Annotated in this window: 30 protein-coding genes and 1 tRNA gene; 17 read left to right on the forward strand and 14 right to left on the reverse strand. The window is 61.7% G+C overall.

The window, feature by feature from the left end:
* Window positions 1-74 precede the first annotated feature (74 nt).
* A complete protein-coding gene (locus AC07UB_RS20770) occupies window positions 75-1,106 on the forward strand; it encodes an acyl-CoA desaturase (RefSeq protein WP_494653775.1) in 1,032 nt (343 codons plus the stop codon).
* A gap of 87 nt (window positions 1,107-1,193) precedes the next feature.
* Here the strand turns inward: AC07UB_RS20770 and AC07UB_RS20775 are convergent, their stop codons facing one another.
* From AC07UB_RS20775 to AC07UB_RS20795, 5 genes are all read right to left on the reverse strand, one after another.
* Window positions 1,194-2,165, reverse strand: a complete 972-nt coding sequence (locus tag AC07UB_RS20775; protein ID WP_494653774.1) for a tripartite tricarboxylate transporter substrate binding protein — start codon at window positions 2,163-2,165, stop codon at window positions 1,194-1,196.
* A 65-nt stretch (window positions 2,166-2,230) separates the two neighbouring features.
* A complete protein-coding gene (locus AC07UB_RS20780) occupies window positions 2,231-3,214 on the reverse strand; it encodes a Bug family tripartite tricarboxylate transporter substrate binding protein (protein ID WP_494653773.1) in 984 nt (327 codons plus the stop codon).
* 55 nt (window positions 3,215-3,269) lie between these two features.
* On the reverse strand, window positions 3,270-4,520 hold the full coding sequence (locus AC07UB_RS20785) for an FAD-dependent monooxygenase (protein WP_494653772.1): 1,251 nt from the start codon (window positions 4,518-4,520) through the stop codon (window positions 3,270-3,272).
* Window positions 4,521-4,537: 17 nt separating this feature from the next.
* Complete coding sequence (locus AC07UB_RS20790; RefSeq protein ID WP_492791899.1) at window positions 4,538-4,990, reverse strand: MaoC family dehydratase; 453 nt, start codon at window positions 4,988-4,990, stop codon at window positions 4,538-4,540.
* A gap of 22 nt (window positions 4,991-5,012) precedes the next feature.
* Entirely contained in the window at window positions 5,013-5,495 is a 483-nt protein-coding gene (locus tag AC07UB_RS20795; protein WP_492791898.1) for a MaoC family dehydratase, read from the reverse strand.
* A 104-nt stretch (window positions 5,496-5,599) separates the two neighbouring features.
* On the opposite strand from AC07UB_RS20795, the gene AC07UB_RS20800 reads away from it, so the two are divergent.
* Both AC07UB_RS20800 and AC07UB_RS20805 read left to right on the forward strand, forming a co-directional pair.
* Complete coding sequence (locus AC07UB_RS20800; RefSeq protein ID WP_494653769.1) at window positions 5,600-6,370, forward strand: IclR family transcriptional regulator domain-containing protein; 771 nt, start codon at window positions 5,600-5,602, stop codon at window positions 6,368-6,370.
* Between the two features lie 128 nt (window positions 6,371-6,498).
* Entirely contained in the window at window positions 6,499-6,975 is a 477-nt protein-coding gene (locus tag AC07UB_RS20805) for a YbaK/EbsC family protein (RefSeq protein WP_492791896.1), read from the forward strand.
* Between the two features lies 1 nt (window position 6,976).
* Here the strand turns inward: AC07UB_RS20805 and AC07UB_RS20810 are convergent, their stop codons facing one another.
* The gene (locus AC07UB_RS20810) at window positions 6,977-7,975 is read right to left on the reverse strand and encodes a tripartite tricarboxylate transporter substrate binding protein (protein ID WP_492791895.1); all 999 of its coding nucleotides are present in this window, start codon (window positions 7,973-7,975) and stop codon (window positions 6,977-6,979) included.
* Between the two features lie 61 nt (window positions 7,976-8,036).
* Here AC07UB_RS20810 and AC07UB_RS20815 point away from each other — a divergent pair, with 61 nt between their 5' ends.
* Window positions 8,037-8,780, forward strand: coding sequence for a haloacid dehalogenase type II (locus AC07UB_RS20815; protein ID WP_492791894.1), 744 nt, complete (start codon window positions 8,037-8,039; stop codon window positions 8,778-8,780).
* Window positions 8,781-8,913: 133 nt separating this feature from the next.
* Window positions 8,914-9,237, forward strand: a complete 324-nt coding sequence (locus AC07UB_RS20820; RefSeq protein ID WP_492791893.1) for a hypothetical protein — start codon at window positions 8,914-8,916, stop codon at window positions 9,235-9,237.
* A gap of 78 nt (window positions 9,238-9,315) precedes the next feature.
* Here the strand turns inward: AC07UB_RS20820 and AC07UB_RS20825 are convergent, their stop codons facing one another.
* Entirely contained in the window at window positions 9,316-10,893 is a 1,578-nt protein-coding gene (locus AC07UB_RS20825; protein WP_494653766.1) for a gamma-glutamyltransferase family protein, read from the reverse strand.
* A gap of 244 nt (window positions 10,894-11,137) precedes the next feature.
* Window positions 11,138-12,052 carry a LysR family transcriptional regulator gene (locus AC07UB_RS20830; RefSeq protein ID WP_492791891.1) on the reverse strand — a complete coding sequence of 305 codons (915 nt, stop codon included), beginning with the start codon at window positions 12,050-12,052 and terminating at the stop codon, window positions 11,138-11,140.
* 125 nt (window positions 12,053-12,177) lie between these two features.
* Between AC07UB_RS20830 and AC07UB_RS20835 the strand changes: the two genes are divergently transcribed.
* From AC07UB_RS20835 to AC07UB_RS20860, 6 genes are all read left to right on the forward strand, one after another.
* Window positions 12,178-12,927 carry an SDR family NAD(P)-dependent oxidoreductase gene (locus AC07UB_RS20835; RefSeq protein ID WP_492791890.1) on the forward strand — a complete coding sequence of 250 codons (750 nt, stop codon included), beginning with the start codon at window positions 12,178-12,180 and terminating at the stop codon, window positions 12,925-12,927.
* 74 nt (window positions 12,928-13,001) lie between these two features.
* Window positions 13,002-13,700, forward strand: coding sequence for a pirin family protein (locus tag AC07UB_RS20840; protein WP_492791889.1), 699 nt, complete (start codon window positions 13,002-13,004; stop codon window positions 13,698-13,700).
* Between the two features lie 56 nt (window positions 13,701-13,756).
* The gene (wrbA, locus tag AC07UB_RS20845) at window positions 13,757-14,356 is read left to right on the forward strand and encodes an NAD(P)H:quinone oxidoreductase (RefSeq protein WP_492791888.1); all 600 of its coding nucleotides are present in this window, start codon (window positions 13,757-13,759) and stop codon (window positions 14,354-14,356) included.
* 173 nt (window positions 14,357-14,529) lie between these two features.
* Window positions 14,530-15,354 (forward strand): alpha/beta fold hydrolase, encoded by an 825-nt coding sequence (locus tag AC07UB_RS20850; RefSeq protein ID WP_492791887.1) that lies wholly within the window; start codon window positions 14,530-14,532, stop codon window positions 15,352-15,354.
* Between the two features lie 212 nt (window positions 15,355-15,566).
* Window positions 15,567-15,938: a CsbD family protein gene (locus AC07UB_RS20855; protein WP_492791886.1), complete on the forward strand. Its 372-nt coding sequence runs from the start codon at window positions 15,567-15,569 to the stop codon at window positions 15,936-15,938.
* Between the two features lie 206 nt (window positions 15,939-16,144).
* Window positions 16,145-16,645, forward strand: a complete 501-nt coding sequence (locus AC07UB_RS20860; protein ID WP_492791885.1) for a tetratricopeptide repeat protein — start codon at window positions 16,145-16,147, stop codon at window positions 16,643-16,645.
* 127 nt (window positions 16,646-16,772) lie between these two features.
* Here the strand turns inward: AC07UB_RS20860 and AC07UB_RS20865 are convergent, their stop codons facing one another.
* The gene (locus AC07UB_RS20865) at window positions 16,773-16,970 is read right to left on the reverse strand and encodes a DUF3606 domain-containing protein (RefSeq protein WP_492791884.1); all 198 of its coding nucleotides are present in this window, start codon (window positions 16,968-16,970) and stop codon (window positions 16,773-16,775) included.
* Window positions 16,971-17,125: 155 nt separating this feature from the next.
* On the opposite strand from AC07UB_RS20865, the gene AC07UB_RS20870 reads away from it, so the two are divergent.
* Entirely contained in the window at window positions 17,126-17,449 is a 324-nt protein-coding gene (locus AC07UB_RS20870) for a polyhydroxyalkanoic acid system family protein (RefSeq protein ID WP_492791883.1), read from the forward strand.
* Between the two features lie 62 nt (window positions 17,450-17,511).
* On the opposite strand, the gene AC07UB_RS20875 is transcribed toward AC07UB_RS20870, so the two are convergent.
* The 4 genes from AC07UB_RS20875 to cpdR form a co-directional block, all read right to left on the reverse strand.
* Complete coding sequence (locus AC07UB_RS20875; protein WP_492791882.1) at window positions 17,512-17,724, reverse strand: hypothetical protein; 213 nt, start codon at window positions 17,722-17,724, stop codon at window positions 17,512-17,514.
* 34 nt (window positions 17,725-17,758) lie between these two features.
* On the reverse strand, window positions 17,759-17,899 hold the full coding sequence (locus AC07UB_RS20880; RefSeq protein WP_494653762.1) for a hypothetical protein: 141 nt from the start codon (window positions 17,897-17,899) through the stop codon (window positions 17,759-17,761).
* Window positions 17,900-18,083: 184 nt separating this feature from the next.
* Window positions 18,084-18,158, reverse strand: a tRNA-Val gene (locus AC07UB_RS20885).
* Between the two features lie 117 nt (window positions 18,159-18,275).
* Window positions 18,276-18,638: a cell cycle two-component system response regulator CpdR gene (gene cpdR, locus AC07UB_RS20890; RefSeq protein WP_002713397.1), complete on the reverse strand. Its 363-nt coding sequence runs from the start codon at window positions 18,636-18,638 to the stop codon at window positions 18,276-18,278.
* On the opposite strand from cpdR, the gene AC07UB_RS20895 reads away from it, so the two are divergent.
* The 3 genes from AC07UB_RS20895 to hisN all read left to right on the forward strand — a co-directional run bounded on the left by AC07UB_RS20895 (window position 18,630) and on the right by hisN (window position 21,083).
* Entirely contained in the window at window positions 18,630-18,872 is a 243-nt protein-coding gene (locus AC07UB_RS20895) for a hypothetical protein (RefSeq protein ID WP_492791881.1), read from the forward strand. The genes cpdR and AC07UB_RS20895 overlap by 9 nt on opposite strands.
* On the forward strand, window positions 18,869-19,756 hold the full coding sequence (locus AC07UB_RS20900; RefSeq protein ID WP_492791880.1) for an N-formylglutamate amidohydrolase: 888 nt from the start codon (window positions 18,869-18,871) through the stop codon (window positions 19,754-19,756). Before AC07UB_RS20895 ends, AC07UB_RS20900 begins: the two co-directional genes overlap by 4 nt.
* A gap of 544 nt (window positions 19,757-20,300) precedes the next feature.
* On the forward strand, window positions 20,301-21,083 hold the full coding sequence (gene hisN / locus AC07UB_RS20905; protein WP_492791879.1) for a histidinol-phosphatase: 783 nt from the start codon (window positions 20,301-20,303) through the stop codon (window positions 21,081-21,083).
* Between the two features lie 6 nt (window positions 21,084-21,089).
* Here hisN and AC07UB_RS20910 read toward each other — a convergent pair whose 3' ends face one another.
* Window positions 21,090-21,983 carry a LysR family transcriptional regulator gene (locus AC07UB_RS20910; RefSeq protein ID WP_492791878.1) on the reverse strand — a complete coding sequence of 298 codons (894 nt, stop codon included), beginning with the start codon at window positions 21,981-21,983 and terminating at the stop codon, window positions 21,090-21,092.
* Between the two features lie 105 nt (window positions 21,984-22,088).
* Here AC07UB_RS20910 and AC07UB_RS20915 point away from each other — a divergent pair, with 105 nt between their 5' ends.
* Window positions 22,089-22,865 (forward strand): sulfite exporter TauE/SafE family protein, encoded by a 777-nt coding sequence (locus AC07UB_RS20915; RefSeq protein WP_492791877.1) that lies wholly within the window; start codon window positions 22,089-22,091, stop codon window positions 22,863-22,865.
* Window positions 22,866-22,921: 56 nt separating this feature from the next.
* Window positions 22,922-23,341 (forward strand): alternative ribosome rescue aminoacyl-tRNA hydrolase ArfB, encoded by a 420-nt coding sequence (gene arfB / locus AC07UB_RS20920; RefSeq protein ID WP_492792768.1) that lies wholly within the window; start codon window positions 22,922-22,924, stop codon window positions 23,339-23,341.
* The last annotated feature ends 5 nt before the right edge of the window (window positions 23,342-23,346 follow it).

The following is a 23,346-nucleotide window of genomic DNA, read 5'->3' on the forward strand; positions in this document are numbered from 1 at the left end:
GCCACGGTTCTTCTTCTTCGGCGGTGCATACGTTAAACACAGCGCCGGGGCGCTCAGAAGGCAGATTTGGACCGTTGACCGTCGAAATAACCACAAATCGTCCGCCAGCCGCGAAGACCGTCAGCATTGCTGCCGCCGGTTTTGCGAATGCCGGCATGTCCGGCCGCCTGCCGCTGCCCTCCGGGGTGATCCTGCGCCGGATCGACTGGCCGGTGGCAATCACCATTCTGGCCTATCATCTCGTCGCGCTGCTCGCTGTCATGCCCTGGTATTTCAGCTGGACCGGCCTGATCGTCGCGATCGTTACCGCGCGGCTGACGGGAATGCTCGGCATCAACATCTGCTACCACCGGCTGCTCACCCACCGCGGCTTCAAATGCCCGAAATGGTTCGAGCATGTGCTGGCCGTCATCGCCGTCTGCTGCGTGCAGGACACGCCGGCCCGCTGGGTCGCCGTGCATCGCCGGCATCATCAGCACGCCGACGAGCAGCCCGATCCGCACAGCCCGCTGGTGAATTTTCTCTGGGGCCATATCGGCTGGCTGGTGGTGAAAAACCCCGAGCTGAACCGGCTCGGGATCTACGACCGCTACGCAAAAGATATTCTTCGCGATCCCTTCTATGTCGCGCTCGAACGCAACTTCCTGCAGCTCAAGATCATCGTCGCGCAGTGGGTGGTGTTCTTCGGCCTCGGGTTTATCGCGGAACTCGTGCTGGGCGGCACGGTGATGCAGGCGGTGCAATTCGGGTTGAGCATCCTGATCTGGGGCGTGTTCGTGCGCACGGTGTTCGTGTGGCACCAGACCTGGGCGGTGAACTCCGTCACCCATCTGTGGGGCTACCGCAACTATCAGACCGACGAGGACAGCCGGAACAATGTCTTCATCGGCCTGCTGGCGCATGGCGAAGGCTGGCACAACAATCACCACGCCGACCCGCGCTCGGCGCGTCACGGCCACAAGTGGTGGGAGTTCGACACCACGTTCCTCACCATTCGCCTGTTCGAGAAGCTTGGACTGGCGACCGACGTGGTGGGGCCGAGCCCGCATGTCATGGCCAAGGGAAACATGGTCACGCGCGGCGGCGCCAACACGCCGGACGATTAAGCGCGGCGACAACGCCAACCCGCATCAAAATAAAAAGCCCGCACCCGGTTTGATCCGGGGCGGGCTTTTTAATGGATGAGCCTCGCTTTATTGCTGCGGCACGTTGGCTGTCTTCACGACCGCCGCCCACTTGTTCATTTCCGCATCGACGAACTTGGTGAACTCAGGACCGGCGAGCTTGCCGGGCTCGACGCCTTGCCCGGCGAATTTCTCGCGGGTGGCGGGCGCCGCGAGAATTTCCTTCATCGTAGCAACCAGCGTCTTGTAGGCGGCGTTGTCGTTCGCCGCAGGCATGTAGAGGCCGAACCAGGCCGTTGCCTCGAATCCCTTTACGCCGGCCTCATCGAGCGTCGGCACATCGGGAAGCGATGCGGCGCGCTCCTTGCTGGTGACCGCAAGCACACGGATGTTTCCGCCGGATGCGGCGGGCAACACTGTCGGCAGCGTGTCGAACATGATCGGAATATGGCCGCCGATCAGATCGTTCATCGCCGGCGCAGCGCCCTTGTAGGGAACATGCACGATATCGACGCCGGCCATCTGCTTGAAGAGCTCGCCCGACAGATGATTGGCGCCGCCGATGCCGGCCGAGCCGAATGAATACTTGCCTGGCTCTTTCTTGGCCATCGCGATCAATTCACCGACGGTCTTGGCGGGGAAGTTCGCGGTAACGACAAGAGCATTCGGTGCGCTTGCCACGAGGGCGACCGGAGAAAACTCCTTGCGCGGATCGAACGGCAGTTGCTTGTAGAGGCTCGGGTTGATGACGTGATGCGTGGCGGTTAACAGCAGCACGCTGCCATCCGCCGGTGATTTCGCCACCATTTCCGAGCCGATAATTCCCGAGGCGCCGGCACGGTTCTCGACGATGGTCGTAACGCCGAGCTTGTCGCCGAGATATTGCGCGACGAAGCGCGCGAGAATGTCCGTCGTGCCGCCCGCGGGGAACGGCACGATGATCTTCACATTGTTAACCGCAAGCTTCTCGGTGGCTGAAACATGACCAGCCGTCCCGGCAAGCAGGAATACGGAGCAGATGACAGCGAGCATTTTCTTCATGAGGTACCTGACTTGGTTTGTATGGCGGCGATTTTACACGCCAGCAGAAAGTGTCCGTTGGTGAATCAGGGCTGACGCAGCAATTTCGCGCGCTCGACCAGCGAACGTTCGGAGCGATAGAACTCGCCGGCCCATTGCTGGTACTCGACGGGCGGCTTCTGCCACTGGGTCTGCCCCAGGGTCACCAGCAGCTTCTTGTATTCGTCGCTGTCGGCCGCCGACTTGAACGCCTGATACAGTTTGTCGACAACCGCGGGCTGCATTCCCTTCGGTCCCACCAGTCCATATGGCGCCGGGTAAACGAGATCGTAGCCGAGGCTTTTGGCTGTCGGCGCGCCGGGCAGCGATGCCACCGGCTGCGGATCGAACGACAACAGCACCCGCATCTTGCCCGACTCGACGTAGGGAAGAATGGTGCCGATGGCATCCACCGTCGCCATGGTGTGACCACCGAGAATAGCCGTGACGGCTTCGCTGCTGCCTTTGTATCCGACATGCGTGATCTTCACGTCGGCCATGCCGGCGAGCGCCTCGGCCAGAAGATGCATCGTGGTGCCGGCGCCTGCGGTGGCGACGGTCAGGCTGTCAGGATTTTTCTTGGCGTAGGCAACCAGATCAGCGGTGGTCTTGAACGGTGAGTCCGCATTCACCGCAAGAACGAACGTGTAGCCGCCCAGACCTGTGATCCAGGTAAAATCCTTGATCGGATCCCAGTCCACTTTCTGCATGTAAGGATAACGCAGCAGGCCCGCGGTCGCGGCAGCGATGGTGTAACCGTCCGGCGCTTCGGTCTTCGCCATTGTGGACGGCGCCAGCGTTGCGCCCGCGCCTGGCCTGTTCTCGATGATGATGGGCTGGCCGAGTTGCTTGGAGGCCAATTCGCCGAGCTTCCGGAACGTGGTGTCGGTCGCGCCACCCGCAGCGAAGCCGACAAGAAGCTTGATTGGCCGCGAAGGATACGTGTCCTGAGCCTTGGCCAATTGCGATGTCGCGACGATCAGCGCCGCCGCAACAGCTCCGTGACGCAATGCGGCTGTAAACCACGTCATACTCGTCTCCCTTTAGATCTGATCCGGATTTTGCGTTGGCGATATCCGGTTGTTGCTAGCTTTTGTATTGCAGGGCTCCCGATACGCTCCAGGATTTCCTGCTGTTCAAGGCTTCGACATCGAAGCCCGCAAGTTGCTTGTAGCGGCGCTCGACATCCTGCAACTCGGTCGCAGCATCGCCCACAGCGCCACTGCGCGCCATCGCACTGACCCGCGCCATGACGTCGCCGGCCTGCCGCCGGTTCGCCAGTTGCACTTCGCTGGCGACAGGCCGCCGGCTTGCCTCATAGGCGCGTAGCCCGTCATCAATGCTCGCAGCGTTCGCCAGTTCATAAGCCAGCACGCGCGCGTCGAGGATCGCCTGCGACGCGCCATTCGAGCCGAACGGATACATCGCGTGAGCAGCATCCCCGAGCAGCGCGCAACGCTCGAACACCCAGCGCGGCAGAGGATCGATGTCAGCCATCGGATACGCGTAAGCTTCCGAGGCCGACGCGACCAGCGCATGAACATCGAGCCAGTCGAACCGATAATCTTTCACGAACGCGGCAATGGCGCTGGTCGGCACCGGAACATTCCAGTTGCCGAGTTCGGCTTCGGCTTCCGGCAAGTCCTTCGGACGCACCAGCAGCCAGTTGAGCACACCATCCGCGATCGGATAGACCACGACCCGCTGGGTCTCGTCGCCGATGATGACCATCGAGCGCCCGCTCAGGAATGGAGCGGATTTGGTAACGCCGCGATACATCACCCACCCGTTCGACGCGAGGGGCGTCGCAGAGCCATACAGGCTGTCGCGCACCGGCGAGCGAATGCCATCGGCGGCGATCACGACGTCAGCGGTGTAGGAGACCGGGCGATCCGTGGTCTGATCGATGGCGGCGATCACGACCTTGTTGTCGGGACCGGGATTCACACCGGTCACGCGCTGCGCGATCTTGATCGCCGATTGTCCGAGACGCTGCTGTACGGCATCGACGAGCAGCCGCTGCAATGTGCCGCGATGGATGGAATATTGCGGCCACTTGTAACCCGCGTCGAGCCCGCGCGGCTCCGCCCAGATCAGTTGGCCCGTCGGATCGTAATACGCGAGCTCCTTGGTCGGAACGCCGGCTTTGTCCAGCGCATCGCCGAGGCCAAGCTCGCTCAATTCGCGAACCGCATGTGGCGGCAGGTTGATGCCGACGCCGACATCGCGAATCTCGCGCGCCGCCTCGAGCACAAGCACATCGTTGCGGCCGGCGGCATGAAGGCTCAATGCCGCCGTCAGTCCGCCAACCCCTGCGCCCACGATCGCGATGGTCACCGCGCGCTCCGCCGTTCTCAGGCCGCAGCCGACAGTGCGACCGGAAACTCGACCATGGCCTCGCCCACGGCGACCTTCTCGTCGTTCTGGTTACGCACCAGCACGTCGATCAGCACGAAGCGCGAATTCTTCGTGACCTGCTTGGCCTTGATGATGCCGACCGGCTGGATCACGTCGCCCGGCTTGACCGGCTTGACCCAGCGGGTTTCGAGGCGGCGATGCTCGGCGCCCGCGGGATAGGCCCAGTCCGTCAGCATCCGGGTGATCAGCCCGAAGTTGTTCATGCCGTGCATGATGATGCCGCCGAAGTTGGTCTTGCCGAAGTCACCCTTCATGTAGTTGTCGTCGAGATGCAACGGATTGTAATCCAGCGATGCGTCGCAGAAGAGACGGATCGATTCGCGCGAAACCGCGAACTTCGGACCGTCGATGGTGTCGCCGACGGTAAGATTTTCAAATGTCGTCGTCATGTCTGAATTCCTCGCGTTCGCGTTACATCGGCCGGATGGTCTGGCCGCGGCCAGAACAGATCACGTCGCCGTGCTGATTGAAGAAGACATTGTCGTGCACCACGAACAGCCGTTCGCGCTTGATGAACTTGTCCAGTGCGCGGGCCTGCAGCGTGATGGTGTCGCCGGGCCGGGCCGGCTTGTTGTAGCTCCACGACTGGCCGGCGTTGACCGTTCCGGGTGAGCGCATCCAGTCGTCTGCCGGCGTGCAGGAGAACATCAGCAGGATGTGAATCGACGGCGGGGCAATGATGCCGCCGTACCGCGTCGTCTTCGCATAGGCCTCGTCCAGATAGAGCGGGTTGGTTTCGCCGACCGCGCGGCACAGGAGCGCGATGGCTTCCTTGGTCACCGTGTAGGGAATCGTCTTGCGCGGCGCGCCGGGGACGATTTCGTCCCAGACTTTCCGCAGATTTTCATCTTTCCAGAAATCAGTCTCGAAAGCCTGTGCTTGCACTTGCGCCATCTGTTTCTCTCACATATTGTTCGTCTGACGAACTATATTATCATCACACGAACAATATGGCTCGGTTCTCCCGACCTGGCAAGCCGCGAAAGAGAGGAATTTGAATGTCGAAGGACAGCGACAGTTTTGTCCGTGCCATCGCACGCGGGTTTTCCATCGTTGAGGCGCTGGGTCGCCCGCCGGGACGGCACACGCTCTCTGAGGCCGCAGTGTCTGCCGGTCTGACCCGGGCAACCGCCCGGCGCATTCTGTCCACGCTGGTGGCGCTAAAATACTGCGAGGCCGACGGCCGCTATTTCAGCCTGCGTCCGCGCGCGCTTGGTCTTGGATTGTCGTACCTCAACGCGCTGCCCTATTGGGGCTATGCACAGCGCGCGCTCGAAGACCTGCGCAACGAGATCGGCGAGTCCTGCGCGCTGGCTGTACTGGACGAAACCGAGATCGTCTATGCGCTGCGGTTGCCGGCGCGGCGCATCCTCTCCGCCAATCTCGGCATCGGCAGCCGCCTGCCCGCGCATGTGATTTCGCTCGGCCGTGTGTTGCTCGCAGCTCTGCCGCCCGATCAGCGCGCAGAGGCCCTCGCCGCCATCGAGTACAAGCAGATCACGCCGCGCACCGTGACAAGCCCGGTCAAGCTTGGCGAAGAACTCACGCGGGTGGCGGAGCAGGGTTATGCATGGATCGACGGCGAACTCGATCCCGCGATCTGCGGCATCGCCGTGCCGGTGCGCGATCAGGCTGGAGCGGTGGTGGCCGCCGTCAGCATCAACACGATTTCCGGCACCATCAGCGAAGCCGAGGCGAAAAAGAAGTTTCTGGTGGCGCTCAAGCGCACGGCTCAGGACATCCGCACGCAGACCGCGGCGAACGGATAGTCGCATTCTTCCCGCCCACAACACATTGCATCTGTCCCCGGTTTGCGCGGGGCCTGGGCCATGATACGTCCTTCGCGGACGTGAGAGCCGTGCAACTGCCCGGCACAGATTTCCGGATAGGCCACAGCATGAGCGTCGAATCGGTTCGCGCGTTTTTCGCGGAAAATGCGCCTGACATTTCCGTTATTGAATCTGAAAAGAGTTCCGCAACCGTGGTACTGGCGGCGGAAGCCTTTGATGTCACGCCAGCGGAAATCGCCAAGACCTTGTCCCTGCGCGTCGGCGACCGCGTGCTGCTGGTCGTGACTTGCGGCACCGCCAGACTCGACAACAAGAAGGCGCGCGCGGCGTTCGGCGGCAAGCCGCGGATGCTCAACGCCGAGGAGGCGCTCGACGCCACCGGCCATCCGGTCGGCGGCATCTGTCCGTTCGGATTGAAGACGCCGCTGCCGGTGTATTGCGACGTGTCGCTGAAAGCGTTCCGCGAGGTCGTGCCCGCCGCGGGCTCGATCAACAGCGCGGTCAGAATTTCACCCGCACGCATGGCCGAACTGACCCGCGCCGAATGGGTCGATGTGAGCGAACTTCCGGTAGATGCGGGTTGAGTTACTCCACCTTGCCGATTTTCTTCACCGCTGCGATGAGGCGCGTGCTGTCGGCCTCGACGAACTTCGCGAAGTCCGGCGCATCCAGGTAGGCGACCGGGCTGCCCGCGGTCTCGAAAGTTTTCATCACTTCTGGCGCACGCACCGCCTCGCCCATCGCCGCACGCAACCGCGTCATGATTGGCGCGGGCAGCGCCGTCTGCGCGAACAATCCGGCCCAGATATAGAACTCGACATCCTTGTAGCCGAGTTCCTGAAACGTCGGCACATCCGGGAAACTCGCGACGCGCTGCGCGCCCCATCCGGCGAGAACGCGCATCTTGCCGTCATCGACCTGCGCGCGCAGCGTGCCCGGAGCGGACGCCACGGCCTGTACGGTGCCGGTGAGCAAGCCGGTGAGCGCAGGGCCCGCGCCGCGAAACGGCACATGAAGCAATTTGATACCGGCGCTGGCTGCGAACATTTCCATCGCGATATGCAAGGTGCCGTAGGGCCCGGATGAGCCGTAAGGAATCTGGCCCGGGCGCGCCTTCGCGTCCTCGACAAAATCCTTCACGGTTTTCCATGGCGCGGACGCCGGCACCGCGAGCATGGTCGGATCGGCGAGCACTCGCGCAACCGGCGCGAACTGCGACATTTCATACGCGACCGGGCGATCGAACAGCCGGTCCGCCTCGGGCAATACCGCCAGAGACGACAACGTCATCAGGAGGGTATAGCCGTCAGGCTCCGCCCGCGCAGCCGCGGCGTTGCCCACCGAACCACCACCGCCACCTGCGCGATTGTCCACGATCACGGGCTTGCCGAGGATGCGCTCCAGCGCCAGCGCCACCGGACGCGCGGCAAGATCCGCCTGCCCGCCGGCGGGAAAAGGAACGATCATGGTGATGTTGCGCGACGGCCATGCCGCCTGCGCATTGGCGTTGCCGGGTAGCGTGTGCAATGCAACCTGTGACAACGGCAAGACCGCCGCCGCCTTCAGAATCTCGCGTCGATTCATGTTACCTCCCTGATGCTTTGTTTTTATTCTTTCTGGCCATCCCACCCTGAAGGAAGCGCAGATGACGATCAAGGCTGTTGTATTCGATGCTTACGGCACGCTCTACGACGTGCAATCGGTCGCTGCCGTCACCGATGAGGCGTTTCCCGGTTACGGCGAACTCATCAGCCAGATCTGGCGCCTGAAGCAGCTCGAGTACACCTGGCTTCGCTCGCTGATGGGACGCTACGAAGACTTCTCCGTGATCACGCGGGAGTCACTGGTCTTCACGCTGAAGGCCCTCGGGCTCGCATTCGATACAGCCGTGTTCGAGCGCATCATGGAGAAATACGTCCATCTCGACCTTTATCCCGATGCGAAGACCGCACTCGCAGGACTGAAAGATTGCAAGCTCGCTATTCTGTCGAACGGCAGCACCGAAATGCTGAATGCACTGGTGCGCAACACAGGCCTCGATACGATCCTCGACGCCACCATCAGCATCGACTCGACGAAGATCTTCAAGCCGTCGCCGCGAACCTACGAGCTCATCGAGCAGGCCCTCGGCGTGAAACCGCAAGACGTTCTGTTCGTGTCTTCCAATCCGTTCGACGCCTGCGGCGCCAAGGCCTTTGGCCTGAACGTGGCGTGGATTGAGCGGGTTACACCGCAGGCGATGGCCGCCGAATTCGACAGGACCGACCGCGTGCGCCCGCTGTCGATGTTCAAGGCGCTCCGCATGCAGATGGATGAGTTCGGCTGGGAACCCGACCATCACATTGCCGCGCTGGCGGATTTGCCGAAACTGGTGAACGGCGGGATGTGAGATCCGGCCCCGGACGCGTATTGCAAAACTGAGTCGTCACGCCGGACTTCGCAACGCAGACATGCCGCCCAGCGCGGAACACGGCGGAGTTTGGCACGATTGATGCTTCGCATTTCCTCAAGGAGGTGATGTGATGCGATCAGTCATTTTCTTGTTTCTGACAGCGGCTCTGTTGGCCAGCCGCGTCTGCTTCGCGCATGACGCGGACGGCAAGCCGAACTGGATAGCCGAAGGCTCCTACAAAGGCACCGACGGTGTCCACTGCTGCGGACCCAGCGATTGCGAACAACTCAGTTCCGACGAGGTTCAGGTCAGGCCCGACGGAATCTGGCTGACGCGATTCAAGGAGCTGGTTCCGTTCGAACAGGCAACGCCCAGCGAAGACGGCAGAACCTGGCGATGCCACAACCTTTCAGGCGAAAGGAGGTGCTTCTTCATGAAGTACGGCAGCACATGATCGCGGTCATCGCGCGCGGCTGACAGCCGCGCTCCGATTGATGTGTAACCGGAAGCCGCAACGCCTCCGGACGAGTCACTATATGCCTAGCGCGACGCCATCCTTGCGATGGTCGGTGGCGCCGAGCAGGACGCCGCGTTCGTGATCGATCCAGATGGCCTGACAGCCGCCGATCGCCACGTCGGCCCATTTGACGTCATGTCCGCGCGCGGAAAGTTCAGCGCCGATTTCTTTTCCAAACGTCGGCTCCAGCGAGAGCACGCCTTCGAACGCAAAGGAGCGCGGTGCTTCCGAAGCCGCCTGAATGTCCATGCCGAGATCGAACACGTTGGAGAGAAAGTTTCCGTGGCCGGTCGCCTGATAGTGCCCGCCCATCACGCCGAACGGCATCACGCAGCGCCCGTCCTTCATCACCATACCGGGAATGATGGTGTGCATCGGACGCTTGTTCGGCGCGAGCGCGTTGGGATGGCCCGGCTTGAGCCGGAAGCCCCAGCCGCGGTTGTGCAGCAGCACGCCAGATTTCGGCGCATAGATGCCGCTGCCAAACGGCTGAAACAGCGAATTGATGAACGATACCGCGTTGAGATCGCGGTCTACCACCGTGACATAGACCGTGTCTTTGTGCTCGATGTCGTCCCAGTCGACCTTCGCTGTCGCCCGCTTCATGTCGATCTTGCAGCGGATCGCGCCGATGTAGTCGTCCGACAGGAAGTGCGACGCATCGACCTTGCCATGCGCGGGATCGCAGAAGAAGGCATCGCGCGCGCGGTAAGCGGCCTTGGACGCTTCTGCCAGAACATGAACGCGATCGGCTTCCGAAAGCGACTTGATGTCGTAGCCCGCAAGCACGCGCAGGATCATCAACGCGGCTAGCCCCTGCCCGTTCGGCGGACATTCCAGAATATCATGGCCACCGTAATTCGTAGAAATCGGCGTCACATCTTCCGGCGCATTCGCGGCGAAATCCTGAACGGTGTGCGCGCCGCCGAGACCTTGCAGCACGCTCGCGAGTTCTTCCGCGACTTCGCCTTCGTAAAACGCCGCCCGGCCCTCGCGCGCGATCCGACGCAGCGTCTTGCCGAGCGCGGGCTGACTGCGACGATCACCGATCGAAGGCGCAATGCCGCCCGGAAGATAATGCGCCGTCGCGGCGGGATTGCTTTCAAGCTTCGCGCGGTTGCGGGTCCAGTCCGACGCCACGCGCGGCGTGATGCGGAAACCGTTCTCGGCGGCATCGATGGCGGGTTTGAAAATCTCCTCCAACGACTTGCTGCCGTGAGCCGCTGCAAGCCTGCACCATGCATCGATCGCGCCGGGAACCGTGACGCCCTCAATCGAGGTCGGCGTCAGATTCGCCGCGCCCTTGGCCATGGTTTTCTCAAGGTCTGTTTTGGCCGGCGTTCGCCCCGATCCGTTCAGCGATACCGGCGCGCCCGCTTTCGGCGAATAGATCACGAAGCAGTCGCCGCCGATGCCGGTCATCTGCGGTTCGACCACGCCCTGCAAGGCGACCGCCGCGATGGCGGCGTCCATCGCATTGCCCCCGGCTTTCAGAATGTCGAGCGCAGCAAGCGTCGCCTGCGGATGCGAGGTCGCGGCCATGCCGCGTTCCCCCACGGCGATGGAGCGGGACGGCGAGATAAAATTGCGCATTCGGGAAAACCTTTAACGAGGGAGGCCTAGTGGTCCGATTCTAACATTCGCGCCCGGTTTCAGCGAGCATTCTTGCGAATGTTAGAATCGACGGACCACTAGCAAATATAAATTGCTAGTGGAGTTTCAGATTTGACATCGCTTTGCGGACTCGATGCCAACGAGGAGCGATGTCAAATCTACTCCACTAGGTTATGCGGCCTTGCCGCGCCGATCCACCCCGTACGGGGAATGCGATATATGCTTATCTGGCCGCGCGCTTGGTCCGCCCGAGCTTTGCAGCGAGATAATCCGCCAGCACCTCGACGCGCGCAGGGCGCGGCCCGCCCGGCGGCATCACCAGATGCACCGCGCCCTCGGGCTGCTTCCAGTCCTTGAGGATGACTTCGAGTTTTCCCGACGCGATGGCCTCGCCGACAATGAAGTCCGGCAAGTCCGCGATGCCGAGCCCGGCGAGCAGCGCCGGCATGGTCGCTTCGCCGTTGTTGACCCGCAGCTGACCCGAAGGCCGCACCGTCGCCTGCTCACCCGCGGCGTTGACGTAGTGCCAGACCCCCGGTGTCGAAAGATAGGCGTAGCCGAAGCACCTGTGCTGGGCGAGATGCATCGGATGCGTCGGCCGGCCGTGCGCCTTGAGATAGGACGGCGCGGCCACTGTATAGCGGCGCATTCCGCACAGCCTGCGCGCGACCAGCGACGAATCCGGCAATCGCGCGATGCGCACGCCGGCGTCGAAGCCCTCGCCGATCAGATCGACCGTCGCGTCGCTGAGATGCAGGTCGATGGAAACCTCGGGATAGAGCGCCAGAAATTCCGGCAGCATCGGGCCGATCACCTTCACGCCGAACGTCATTGGCACTGCGAGGCGCACCAGTCCGCGCGGCGCCGAAGATTGCGCCAGCGCCTCGTTCTCCGCCGCCTCGCCGTCCATCAGCAATTGCGTCGCGCGCTCGGAGAGTTTCTGGCCCGCATCGGTCAATGCCAGTTGCCGGGAGGTGCGGTTGAACAGCCGCGCGCCAAGCCGCGTCTCGAGACGGCTGACCGCTTTCGATACCGTCGCCTTGGACAGCGCCAGTTCGGCCGCCGCCGCCGCAAACGACCGCATTTCCACGACTTTGGCGAAGATCGCCAGCGCCTCGAAGTCCGGCAGCTTGGACATAACGATGCTCCCTATGGCCTTTATTTGGAAACAATGAGTTTCAATAGTTTCTATTTATGCACCATCCGCGAACGCTTATCCATAGCCCATCGAAGAATTCACAAGCGAACTAACGGAGACATCCCATGGCCAAGTCACTCGCAGGCAAGGTTGCACTCGTCACCGGCGGCTCACGCGGCATCGGTGCCGCGACCGCTCGCGCACTGGCCGACGAAGGCGCAAACGTCGCCATCAGCTATTCGGCATCTGCCGACAAGGCGGAAGCTGTCGTCCGCGAACTCAGAAAGAAGGGCGTGCAGGCGCAAGCCTTCCAGGCCGACCAGGGCAAGACCGCGGAAGTCGATCAACTGGTGCGCGACGTTGCCAGGGAATTCGGTCATCTCGACATTCTGATCAACAACGCGGCTGTCGCAGTGAACGGCGCGGTCGACGATCCGAATGGCGACACCGTGGCGTTCGAACGCCAGAACGCGATCAACGTCGACGGCGTCGTGACCGCGATCCGCGCCGCATCGAAATTGATGGGCGAAGGCGGCCGCATCGTCACCATCGGTTCGGGTATCGCCACTCGTGCCACGTTCCCCGGCATGGCCGACTACGCAGCTACCAAGGCCGCGATCGTCGGTTACTCCAAGGGCGCGGCCCGCGACCTCGGCCCGCGCGGCATCACGGTCAACGTGTTGCAGCCCGGCTCGATCGACACCGACATGAACCCGAAGGACGGCGCATTCGCCGAAGCCCAGCGCACGCAGCACGCGCTGCAGCGTTACGGCACGGCGGAAGAGATCGCGGCGGGCGTGGTGTTTCTCGCAAGCCCTGCCGCATCGTTCGTCACCGGCACGGTGCTCAATGTCGACGGCGGCTTCGGCGCCTGATCGCGAACCAACAACGTCGAGCGCACGCTGCGCCCGACGGCAATTTCAAGCACATTCAACGAAGGAATAGTCCCATGATCGAACTTCGACCTTTCAACAAACTCGGCAGCGCGGATCACGGTTGGCTGAAGGCGAAACACCATTTCTCGTTCGGCAGCTACAACAACCCGGCAAACATCAGCCACGGCTCGTTGCGCGTCTGGAACGACGACGAGATCGCGCCGAACACCGGCTTCCCCGCGCATCCCCATGCCAACATGGAGATCATCACCTTCGTCCGCGAAGGCGCGATCACTCATCAGGATTCGCTCGGCAACAAGGGGCGTACCGAAGCGGGCGACGTGCAGGTGATGAGCGCGGGTTCGGGCATCCGCCACGCCGAATACAATCTTGAGCCGGTCACGACCAAGATCTTCCAGATCTGGATTGTGCCGACGCAAGAAGGCGGACAACCGACCTGGGGCGCGAAGCCGTTCCCCAAGGCCGATCGCTCGGGCAAGTTCGTCACCATCGCGAGCGGCTTCAATGCCGACAACGATGCGCTGCCGATCCGTGCTGATGCGCGGGTGCTCGCGACAACGCTGAAAGCCGGCGAGACCGCCGAATATGCCATCGGCGACAAGCGTTACGGCTACCTCGTGCCGGCCACCGGTTCGGTCGAGGTCAACGGCGTCCGTGCCAACGCCCGCGACGGCGTCGCCGTCCAAAAGGAAGCGTCGGTGAAGATCACCGCGCTGGAAGACACCGAACTCGTGCTGGTGGATGCGGCGTAAGCCGCATCCATTCACGATCCAACTCCACTCAATTCTGAAAACTGAAGGAGGCCATCATGGCCAAGGTTCTCGTTCTCTATTACTCGGCTTACGGACACATCGAAGCGATGGCGAACGCTGTCGCGGAAGGCGCGCGCGAAGCCGGCGCAACCGTCGACATCAAGCGCGTGCCTGAACTGGTCCCGCCCGAGGTGGCGAAAGCGTCTTATTACAAAGTCGATCAAGCTGCGCCGATCGCCAAGATCGAGGACCTGGCGAACTATGACGCCATCATCGTCGGCACCGGCACCCGCTTTGGCCGCATCACATCGCAGATGGCGAACTTTCTCGATCAGGCCGGCGGTCTGTGGGCGAAGGGCGCGCTGCACGGCAAGGTCGGCGGCGCATTCTCATCGAGCGCCACGCAGCACGGCGGCCAGGAGACAACGCTGTTCTCGATCATCACCAACCTGCTGCACTTCGGCATGGTCGTGGTCGGCCTCAATTACGGCTTCGCCGGGCAGATGGGCGTCAAGGACGTAACCGGCGGCTCGCCTTACGGTGCAACCACCATCACCGACGGCGACGGCAGCCGCCAGCCAAGTCAGAACGAACTGGACGGCGCGCGTTATCAGGGCCGCACCATCGCGCAAACCGCGAAGAAACTGCACGGCTGAAGCAACGGTGCGCGGGCTTCACCCGCGCACCGCTTCACGTACGAAGCAGAGTGAGTGAAACATCGGAAAGCAATAGCGCGGCTGATCGCAATTCGCGCAAATATCATCGAAACCCGCTAGGTTTCACACGCCGGATCTTCAATTCCTTTTCTCGAAAGCAGGAGAGTCCAGTCATGCCGACGATTAAGGTCAAAGACGGTACCGAGATTTTTTACAAGGATTGGGGCTCCGGCCAGCCGATCGTTTTCAGTCATGGCTGGCCGCTCTCGGCGGACGACTGGGATACACAGATGCTTTTCTTTCTGGGGAAAGGTTTCCGCGTCATCGCCCATGACCGGCGCGGACACGGCCGCTCCAGCCAGACCGCCGACGGTCATGACATGGACCACTACGCCGACGATCTGGCCGCACTGACGTCGCATCTCGATCTGAAGAACGCGGTGCATGTCGGCCACTCCACCGGAGGCGGCGAGGTCGTACATTATATAGCCCGCCACGGTGAAAGCCGGGTGGCAAAAGCGGCGATCATCAGCGCCGTGCCGCCGCTCATGGTCAAGACCGCAAGCAATCCCGGCGGTTTGCCGAAGGACGTCTTCGACGGGCTGCAGGCGCAGGTTGCAACCAACCGCGCGCAGTTTTACCGCGATCTGCCTGAAGGGCCGTTCTACGGCTACAACCGGCCCGGCGCGAAGATCTCGGAAGGCATCATCCAGAATTGGTGGCGACAGGGCATGATGGGCGGCGCCAAGGCGCACTATGACGGCATCGTCGCGTTCTCCCAGACCGACTTCACCGAAGACCTCAAGAAGATCACCGTGCCTGTTCTGGTGATGCATGGCGATGACGACCAGATCGTGCCCTATGCGGATTCGGGACCGCTGTCTGCAAAACTGCTCAAAAACGGAACGCTGAAAACCTACAAGGGCTTTCCCCACGGAATGCCCACAACGGAAGCCGAGACGATCAACGCCGACCTGCTGGCCTTCATCAAAGGCTAGGACGCGGTCACACGGCGCCACACCGAAAAGGCCCGCGACGAGCGGGCCTTTCACTTCTCTGTATTCATCTCTCAGTTCTGTGGCGAACTACGGCGTTGCGCGCCGGAGGTTTCGCATCCGGCATCCGGAACCCCGGAAACTCCCGATCCCTCGGAACCCTTGAGCTGTCCGCTCGTTGTTGGGGACGGCATCAAGCCTCGGAGAAGAAAGTCATGGACAAGGACAGGATTACAGGCGCCGCCAAGGATGCCGCAGGCAAGGTCGAGAGCGCATTCGGCCGCGCGACGGGCGACGCATCCACGGAAGCCTCGGGCCGCGCGCGCGAAGCGGCGGGAACGGTCGAGAATCTGTACGGCCAGGCAAAGGATGCGGCGCGTGACATCGGCGATGCCGCGAGCAAGTATACCAGCGACGCCATTGATGCAGGCAGCGACATTTATCGCGACGGCAGCAAGGCGATGGCCGCAACGGTGCGCGATCAGCCACTCGGTTCATTGCTGGTCGCAGGCGCGGTCGGCTTCGCTCTGGCTCTGATGCTGAACCGGCAGCCGCGCCGCCGCAACCTGCGTGACTACTACAGGTAAGCGCTTCAAGCGACGCGTCCCAACGTTGCAACTTCAGGCGTGCGTCCCGACGCGCGCCTGAAGGCGTTTGCGCTGATTGAGATAGTTAGCACTTTAGCGCTGAATCTTGCCGCTCACGTGCATGGCGCGCGTTCGCGTTGTGCCGACTCGGCTGACGGGATATAGAGGAACCCTTACTTTAAAAATCACTGGAATGGGGTCTCTCAATGTTCAGGTTTACTGGATTGACGGCGGTAATTCTTGTGGCCGGATTGACAATCAATGCTCCCGTCGCACAGGCGGGCAAATGGGAAGACGGGGTAAAGGCTTTTGCCCGCAAGGAATATGCCGCCGCAGCGAAGCTGTTTCGGCCTCTCGCGGAAAAGGGCAATGCAGTCGCGCAATACCGGATCGCGATGATGCACAAGATGGGTTTGGGCGTTTCCAAAGACCGCAAGCAGGCTCAGAAGTGGAGCCGGCTCGCCGCAAAGCAGGGTAATCCCGAAGCGCAGGTGCTGCTGGGAAGCCTGTACTACAAGGGCGAGGGCAAGGAGCCTGACGACATCGCACGTGCCTATATGTGGTACGACGTCGCCGCCACCCAGGGAAATGCCGAAGCGAAAAAGGAGCTCGCCGCTGTCTCCAGCGAGCTTACTCCGCAACAGATCGCGGAAGCGCGAGCGAAGGCGCAGACGTGCGCGGCCTCCCGCTACGAGCAGTGCGATTGATCGACAGCGGCCAGACCGGTTACCCGAATTGAATTTGTGAAATCAAGCCCGGCTTCACGCCGGGCTTTTTACGTCTGCATGCCACAGCGATGTTGCGGTGAATTTTGAGTTCGGCGGTGGATGTCCGTTACTTGCCGAGATGCCGGCGCACGGCGGCGACGGCAGGTCCGACTTCCTGGATCGCTGCGGCGAGATCGTCCGGCGACACGTTGAGGCGGGCGGCCCAGTAATTCGTGGTGGCGTCATCGGTCGTGTCGATGACAGGTGCGGGTCGCGCACCGGTATTCGACGACAGCACGGACGCGACTGTCACAAGGCGGAGCATCCCCTAAAATACCACGGACGCGCCCGGCCCGCATGCAGCGGCGCTATTCAGCGTTAATGAAAATGAAATTCTGCGGGCTCCTTGCACGGATTCGGTTGCAATCATCCGCATGCGCCACACATGATGGTTCTACCGCATCGTTCCGAGGCAGCGCATTGGCCCAACCGTTCATCGTCTCCATCCCCCACAAGCTCGGCAAGGACGAAGCCGCCCGGCGCCTGAAGAAAAGCCTCGGCAGCATCCGCTCGGAATACGGACAAATTCTTCAGGTGAACGAGGAAATCTGGAGCGGCGACCGCCTTGCGTTTCAGGTGACTGCCCTGAAGCAGCAGGTGGGCGGGACGATCGACGTGGCCGAAGATCACGTCAAGCTCGAGGTCATGCTGCCGTGGCTGCTCGCCGGACTCGCCCACGGCATCCAAGGGACGATCCGCGCCCGTGCGACACGGATGCTCGAGAAGAAAACAACGGACGTATAGCCCAACGAAAAAGCCCGGCATTAATGCCGGGCATTGTTCGTTGTCTGGTCAGAAACCGTCGCTCAGCCGTTGCTGGCTTTCAGTTTTAGCCACGTCGTGCGGACATTCTCCTTGACCTGTCCCCACTCGCTGGCCGCGACGTCCCAATTCACGATCTGGCGCGACGTACTGGCGGATGCACCGCTGGCGACGCTCGATGTCGCCATCGAGTCGTGCACATAGAGCACGCCGATGGTCAGCAGACAACCCAGCATCATTCCGATAAATGTTCGCATGTTATCCTCCGACAGATGCAACGCGGCGATGGCGCTAGAGTTCCATCGCACACGTGATCACCGGTAACTCGACGCCGTTCTTGAAACGCTTGCCGATCATCCGATCGTAACCGCCGGGTAGCCGCACGATCACTTGGCCGGCTGGCCGCGCGCACGATACGGACGCGATCGTCACGCGCGGAAATTTTCCCGACCGCGATGTTGTCACCGGCGCTGAAATTGTAGCGAACAAAATCCTGGAAGATCACGCCCATGTTTCCGCGCAGCGCGTCGAGATCGTAGTCGCGCAGGTCAGGTCGCCATGCGCGGCGGAACAAAAAGTTAAGAAGTTGCGGAGGGCCGGGATTTGTGCCGGAAAATGGTGGGCGCGACAGGGATCGAACCTGTGACCCCCTCGATGTCAACGAGGTGCTCTCCCGCTGAGCTACGCGCCCTTAAAGACCACTATTGCCGGGATGCGTCCCTATATCGGCTTGGACCGCCGCAGGCAAGGACGGGAAACCGTGTTTTGAGGGCTGATTGCCGCTTCAGGCCATCTTTTCGACGGCCTCTCAGGCCGCCAGCATCTTGTTCACTTCGCTGACCAATTCGCGCAGGTGCACGGGCTTGGAGAGAACCTTGGCGTTTTTCGGCGCTTCGGAGTCCGAATTGAGCGCCACGGCGGCGAATCCGGTGATGAACATGATCTTGATGTCGGGGTCGAGTTCCGAGGCCCGGCGCGCCAGTTCGATACCGTCCATCTCGGGCATCACGATGTCGGTTAGAAGCATTTCAAAGGGTTCTTCGCGCAGCCTCTGATAGGCTGACAGGCCGTTGTCGTAGGACGACACCTGAAAACCGGCATTCTCCAGTGCCTTGACCAGAAAGCGGCGCATGTCGTTATCGTCTTCGGCGAGGAGAATTTTGTGCTGCATGGCGCTGGTCGTTTATTCCGTGAAATGGAGAGGTCCCTGCCTTCTATTTGGCAGACGGGTAGTAAATTTCGGGTGAAGGCGAACTTCCTCTTGGCAGATCAGTTAGGTTTGCGGACAATGATGTTGCAGAAATTACCTGTTTTTCCGGCCAAAACAGATTGTCCGGTCGGGCCTGTCAGCAACGGCGAGCATAACGCCGTGATCGAGAATGGCGAGGAAAAGAGGCGGCAATGACGCGGTTCGAGGACGAGTTGTCGCCTCCGTTCGAAATCATGGAGCCGCCGGTCTGGCGCGCGCCGATCATCTTCAACTCCCCGCACTCCGGATCGGTGTATCCGCGCGAATTTCTGGCCGCATCCCGCATCGATGAAGCGGCCCTGCGCCGATCGGAAGATTCGTTCATGGATGAGATCATCGCGGACCTCACCGGCCGCGGATTTCCCATTGTCCGGGTGAATTTTCCGCGCTCCTATGTGGACGTCAATCGCGAGCCTTACGAACTCGATCCACGCATGTTCGCAGGCCGGCTTCCGAGTTTTGCGAACACCCGCTCGATGCGGGTCGCGGGGGGCTTGGGGACGATTCCCCGCGTCGTCGGCGACGGTCAGGAAATCTATTTCGAGCGGCTCGATGTCGAGGACGCGCTGAGCAGGATCGAGGCACTTTACAAGCCTTATCATCGGTCGCTGCGCCGTCTCATCAACAAGGCGCATCAAGCGTTCGGGACGGCGATTCTGGTGGATTGCCACTCAATGCCGTCGGTCGGCGTCTCGCGCGACGAGCCCAAGCGGCCCGACGTGGTGATCGGCGACCGTTACGGAACAAGTTGCTCCAGCTTGCTGCCTGACGCGGTGGAGGAAACCCTCACGACGCTGGGATATTCGGTCGGCCGCAACAAGCCCTACGCGGGCGGCTTTATCACCGAGCACTACGGTAACCCTGCAAGCGGATTGCATACGATCCAGCTCGAACTTAACCGCGCCATCTACATGGACGAGCGGCGGCGCGAACGCGGGCCGCGCTTCCGCAAAGTGGCCGACGATTTCGTGGTGCTGGCCGATGCGCTGGCCGCGATCCCGCTCGATAGCCTCGGACCTTTCCAGGCGGCGGCAGAATAACATTCTCGGTGTTGTTGCGCATGGTCTGGCCGAAAACCGACGCCAGCTATCGTGGGCCATATACCCAAGAAAAAAGGGCCACTCGCGAAAGCAAGTGGCCCAAGTCTAGGGAGGAAACGCCCAAGGAGGGCAGCAATAACGCGAGGCGTTATCGCACCGCAACAATATGCAGCCGCAACGCACTCAAGGCAAGTATTTTTAAAGAATTTGCTATGCTTTCCGAGCATGACAGACTTGCGGCATTACGAAACCAAGAAATAGAAAATCGTACGCATTAACAGATACTTACCGAAGTTTTGTCTCTCTGAGGACTGTCAAAAAAGCCCATAATTGCGCCCAAAGAATGAATCTTTGTTATTATCTTTAAGGAAGAGAGCTTTCGTTTATGCCTTCGCTTTGGAATCGCGGAGTAAGGAATGAACAGTAACCTGCACGACGGGTTCTTATCTTTCGGGCGAGTTGCTCCCCTGTCAGGACTCTTATAGGGCCGTGACCGGTTCGCATTTACACTCCGCAGGCATCTGTTTGCTGCAAAGGAATCTTCGTGACGGTCATCGATTTCACCGCTTTCATCGGACGACTGGCGACCGCCTCGGGCGAGACCATCCTTCCTTTCTTCCGTACTTCGCTCAGCGTCGAGAACAAGAACAAGGGCCGCGATCTCGACCCGGTCACTGAAGCCGACCGCGCGGCTGAAGCCGTGATGCGGCGGATGATCAAGGACAGCTTTCCGCTTCACGGCATTGTCGGTGAGGAATTCGGATCCGAACGCGCCGATGGGGAATACGTCTGGGTGCTCGATCCGATCGACGGCACGAAATCCTTCATCGCAGGCATGCCGATCTGGGGCACACTGATCGCGCTGATGCACAACGGCACGCCGGTGTTCGGCATGATGCACCAGCCCTATATCGGCGAACGTTTCAGCGGCGACGGCGGCTCCGCGCGCTACGAGGGCCCTTCGGGAAAACGAAAACTGTCGGTGCGGCGCTGCGCGTCGCTCGCGGAAGCCACGCTGTTTACCACCAGCCCGCGGCTGATGAACGATTCCGATCGCGCCCAGTTCGAGCGCGTCGAGAGCGAAGTGCGATTGTCGCGTTATGGCGGCGATTGCTACGCCTATTGCATGCTTGCGGCGGGCCACCTCGATCTCATCATCGAGACCGAGCTGAAATCCTACGACGTGGCCGCCCTGATTCCCATCGTCACCGGCGCGGGCGGCATCATCACCACCTGGGATGGCAAGCCGGCGCAATCCGGCGGCCGCATTGTCGCGGCCGGCGACAAGTACGTGCATGAGGCAGCGCTCAAGTTGCTCAACACATAACGCGCATCACAGCTTCGCAAACAGTTTCAGATGATCCGCCAGTTGCTGCACCGGCCGGGGCAGCAGCGACCGGCTTCGCATACAGATGGCAAGCCTGCGGCTGGTCCATGGATCGGTCATCCGGACCGTCCTGATTTTGGTGGACCTGCTGTAGCGACGCGCAGCCGCTTCCGGGATCACCGCCACGCCGACACCAGCCTCGACCATCTGGCAGATCGCATCGAAACTCTTGAGCCGTGCCCGCATTTTCGGACGCACGCCCAGTTCCGCCGCATGCGCGGCGATATGGTTCTGTAACGCACTGCCTTCGGTCAGGCCGACGAAATCGTGGGCCGCGACATCGCGAAAACCGATCTGGCGGCGTTGCGCGATCTCATCGTGAGGCGGCACCACCAGCACCAGCCGGTCGTCGCAGAACGGAAATCGTTCGAGACCTTCAGGCAATAGCGAAACAACTGCGATGCCGATATCGGCCGCGCCGGATGCCAGCGCCGTGGCGATCTCCGCGCTCTCGCGCTCCTCGACATCGACGCTGATGGCCGGATACTTCGCCAGAAACGCCGCCAGCGCCTTCGGCAGATGTTCGGTCGCGCCCGAGGTGTTGGCGAGCATGTGGATGCGGGCCTTCAGGCCGCGCGCATAGGTCGTGAGTTCGCCCTCCATCGTCGCCACCTGATGCAGCACGATGCGGGCGTGATCGAGGAGGCTTTCCCCGGCCGCCGTCAGCCTGACGCCGCGCCGCTGCCGCTCCAGCAGCTCCACGCCCAGCGCCGTTTCCATGCCCTTGATGCGCGCACTGGCCGAGGCCAGCGCCAGCGCCGAACGCTCGGCGCCGTGGGTGATGCTTCGCGTCTCGGCGACCGCCACGAACAGCCGCAGATCCACCAGATCGACATGCATGCTCCGACCTCCTGTCATGCCTTCGTTTAATCCGAAGGCTTACCACGTAAGCTCCAGATTGTGCAGTTTGTCGCTCTCGGTCAATGTGCGCGCATGTCCAGTTCAATGTCAGATCCGATTCTCATCGTTATCGCCGCCGTCTTTCTCCTTGCCGGTTTCGTCAAGGGCACCATCGGCCTTGGCCTGCCGACCGTGGCGATGGGCCTCCTGGCGACACGGATGCAGCCGGCGCACGCGCTGGCCATCGTGATCGTGCCGGCCATCGTCACCAACATCTGGCAAACCTTCGTCGGTCCGTATCTGCGTGACATCATGCACAGGCTGTGGCCCCTGATGATCGGAACGGTCGCCGGCATTCTCGCCGGTGCGGGCCTGATGACCGGGCCCTATGCGCGCTACGGCACCATCATTCTCGGTATTCTGCTGGTGATTTACGCCATCCTCGGTCTGTCGAAGGCTCGCTTCAGCGTCGCGCCTGCGAATGAGAAATGGGTCGGCGGCATCGTCGGCGTGCTGACCGGGATCGTTTCAGCGGCGACCGGCGTACAGGTCATTCCGTCGATGCCCTTCATGCAGGCCATCGGCATGGAGAAGGACGAACTGGTTCAGGCGCTCGGCGTTTTCTTCACCACCGCCACGGTCGCACAGGCCTTCAATCTGACAGGCGCGGGACTTCTGAACGCGACAATCGCCATTCCTGGCGCGGTCGCCATGGTGGCTGCTTTCGCCGGCATGTATCTCGGTCAGTTGCTGCGATCGCGGATGGACGCCGACACCTTCCGGCGCTGGTTCCTGGTCGCGATGCTGCTGCTCGGGATCTATCTGGCAGGCGAGATGCTGATGCGCATTTACGCCGAGACGGCAGCCTCCGGCGCGCGCTGACCGCGCATGGCGTGAAAATCGATGCCGGTTGCAACGGATCGTGCTACCCGTTCGACATGATCCGGGTGACGCGCGACATATCCATCGACGAGAAAGATCTCGACATCGTATTCGTCCGCGCCTCCGGACCGGGCGGGCAGAATGTCAACAAGCTCTCGACCGCCGCGCAATTGCGCTTCGACGTCCGTCGCGCGGCGCTCCAGCCCGACATGCTGATGCGGCTGAACACGCTGGCAGGCCAGCGCATGACCAAGGACGGCGTGATCGTCATTCATGCGCAACGCTTCCGCACCCAGGAGCGCAACCGCGCCGACGCCATCGACCGGCTGCTGGAATTACTGCGCGAGGCAGCCGTACGCCCGAAACCGCGCCGCGCCACCAGGCCGACCCTCGGCTCCAAAGTACGGCGTCTCGAAGGAAAAAAACGCCGCAGTGACGTCAAGGCAAAGCGTGGCAACAGCGGTTACGACGACTGAAAACC

Source organism: Afipia sp. GW821-FHT04G03 (genome assembly GCF_059419985.1).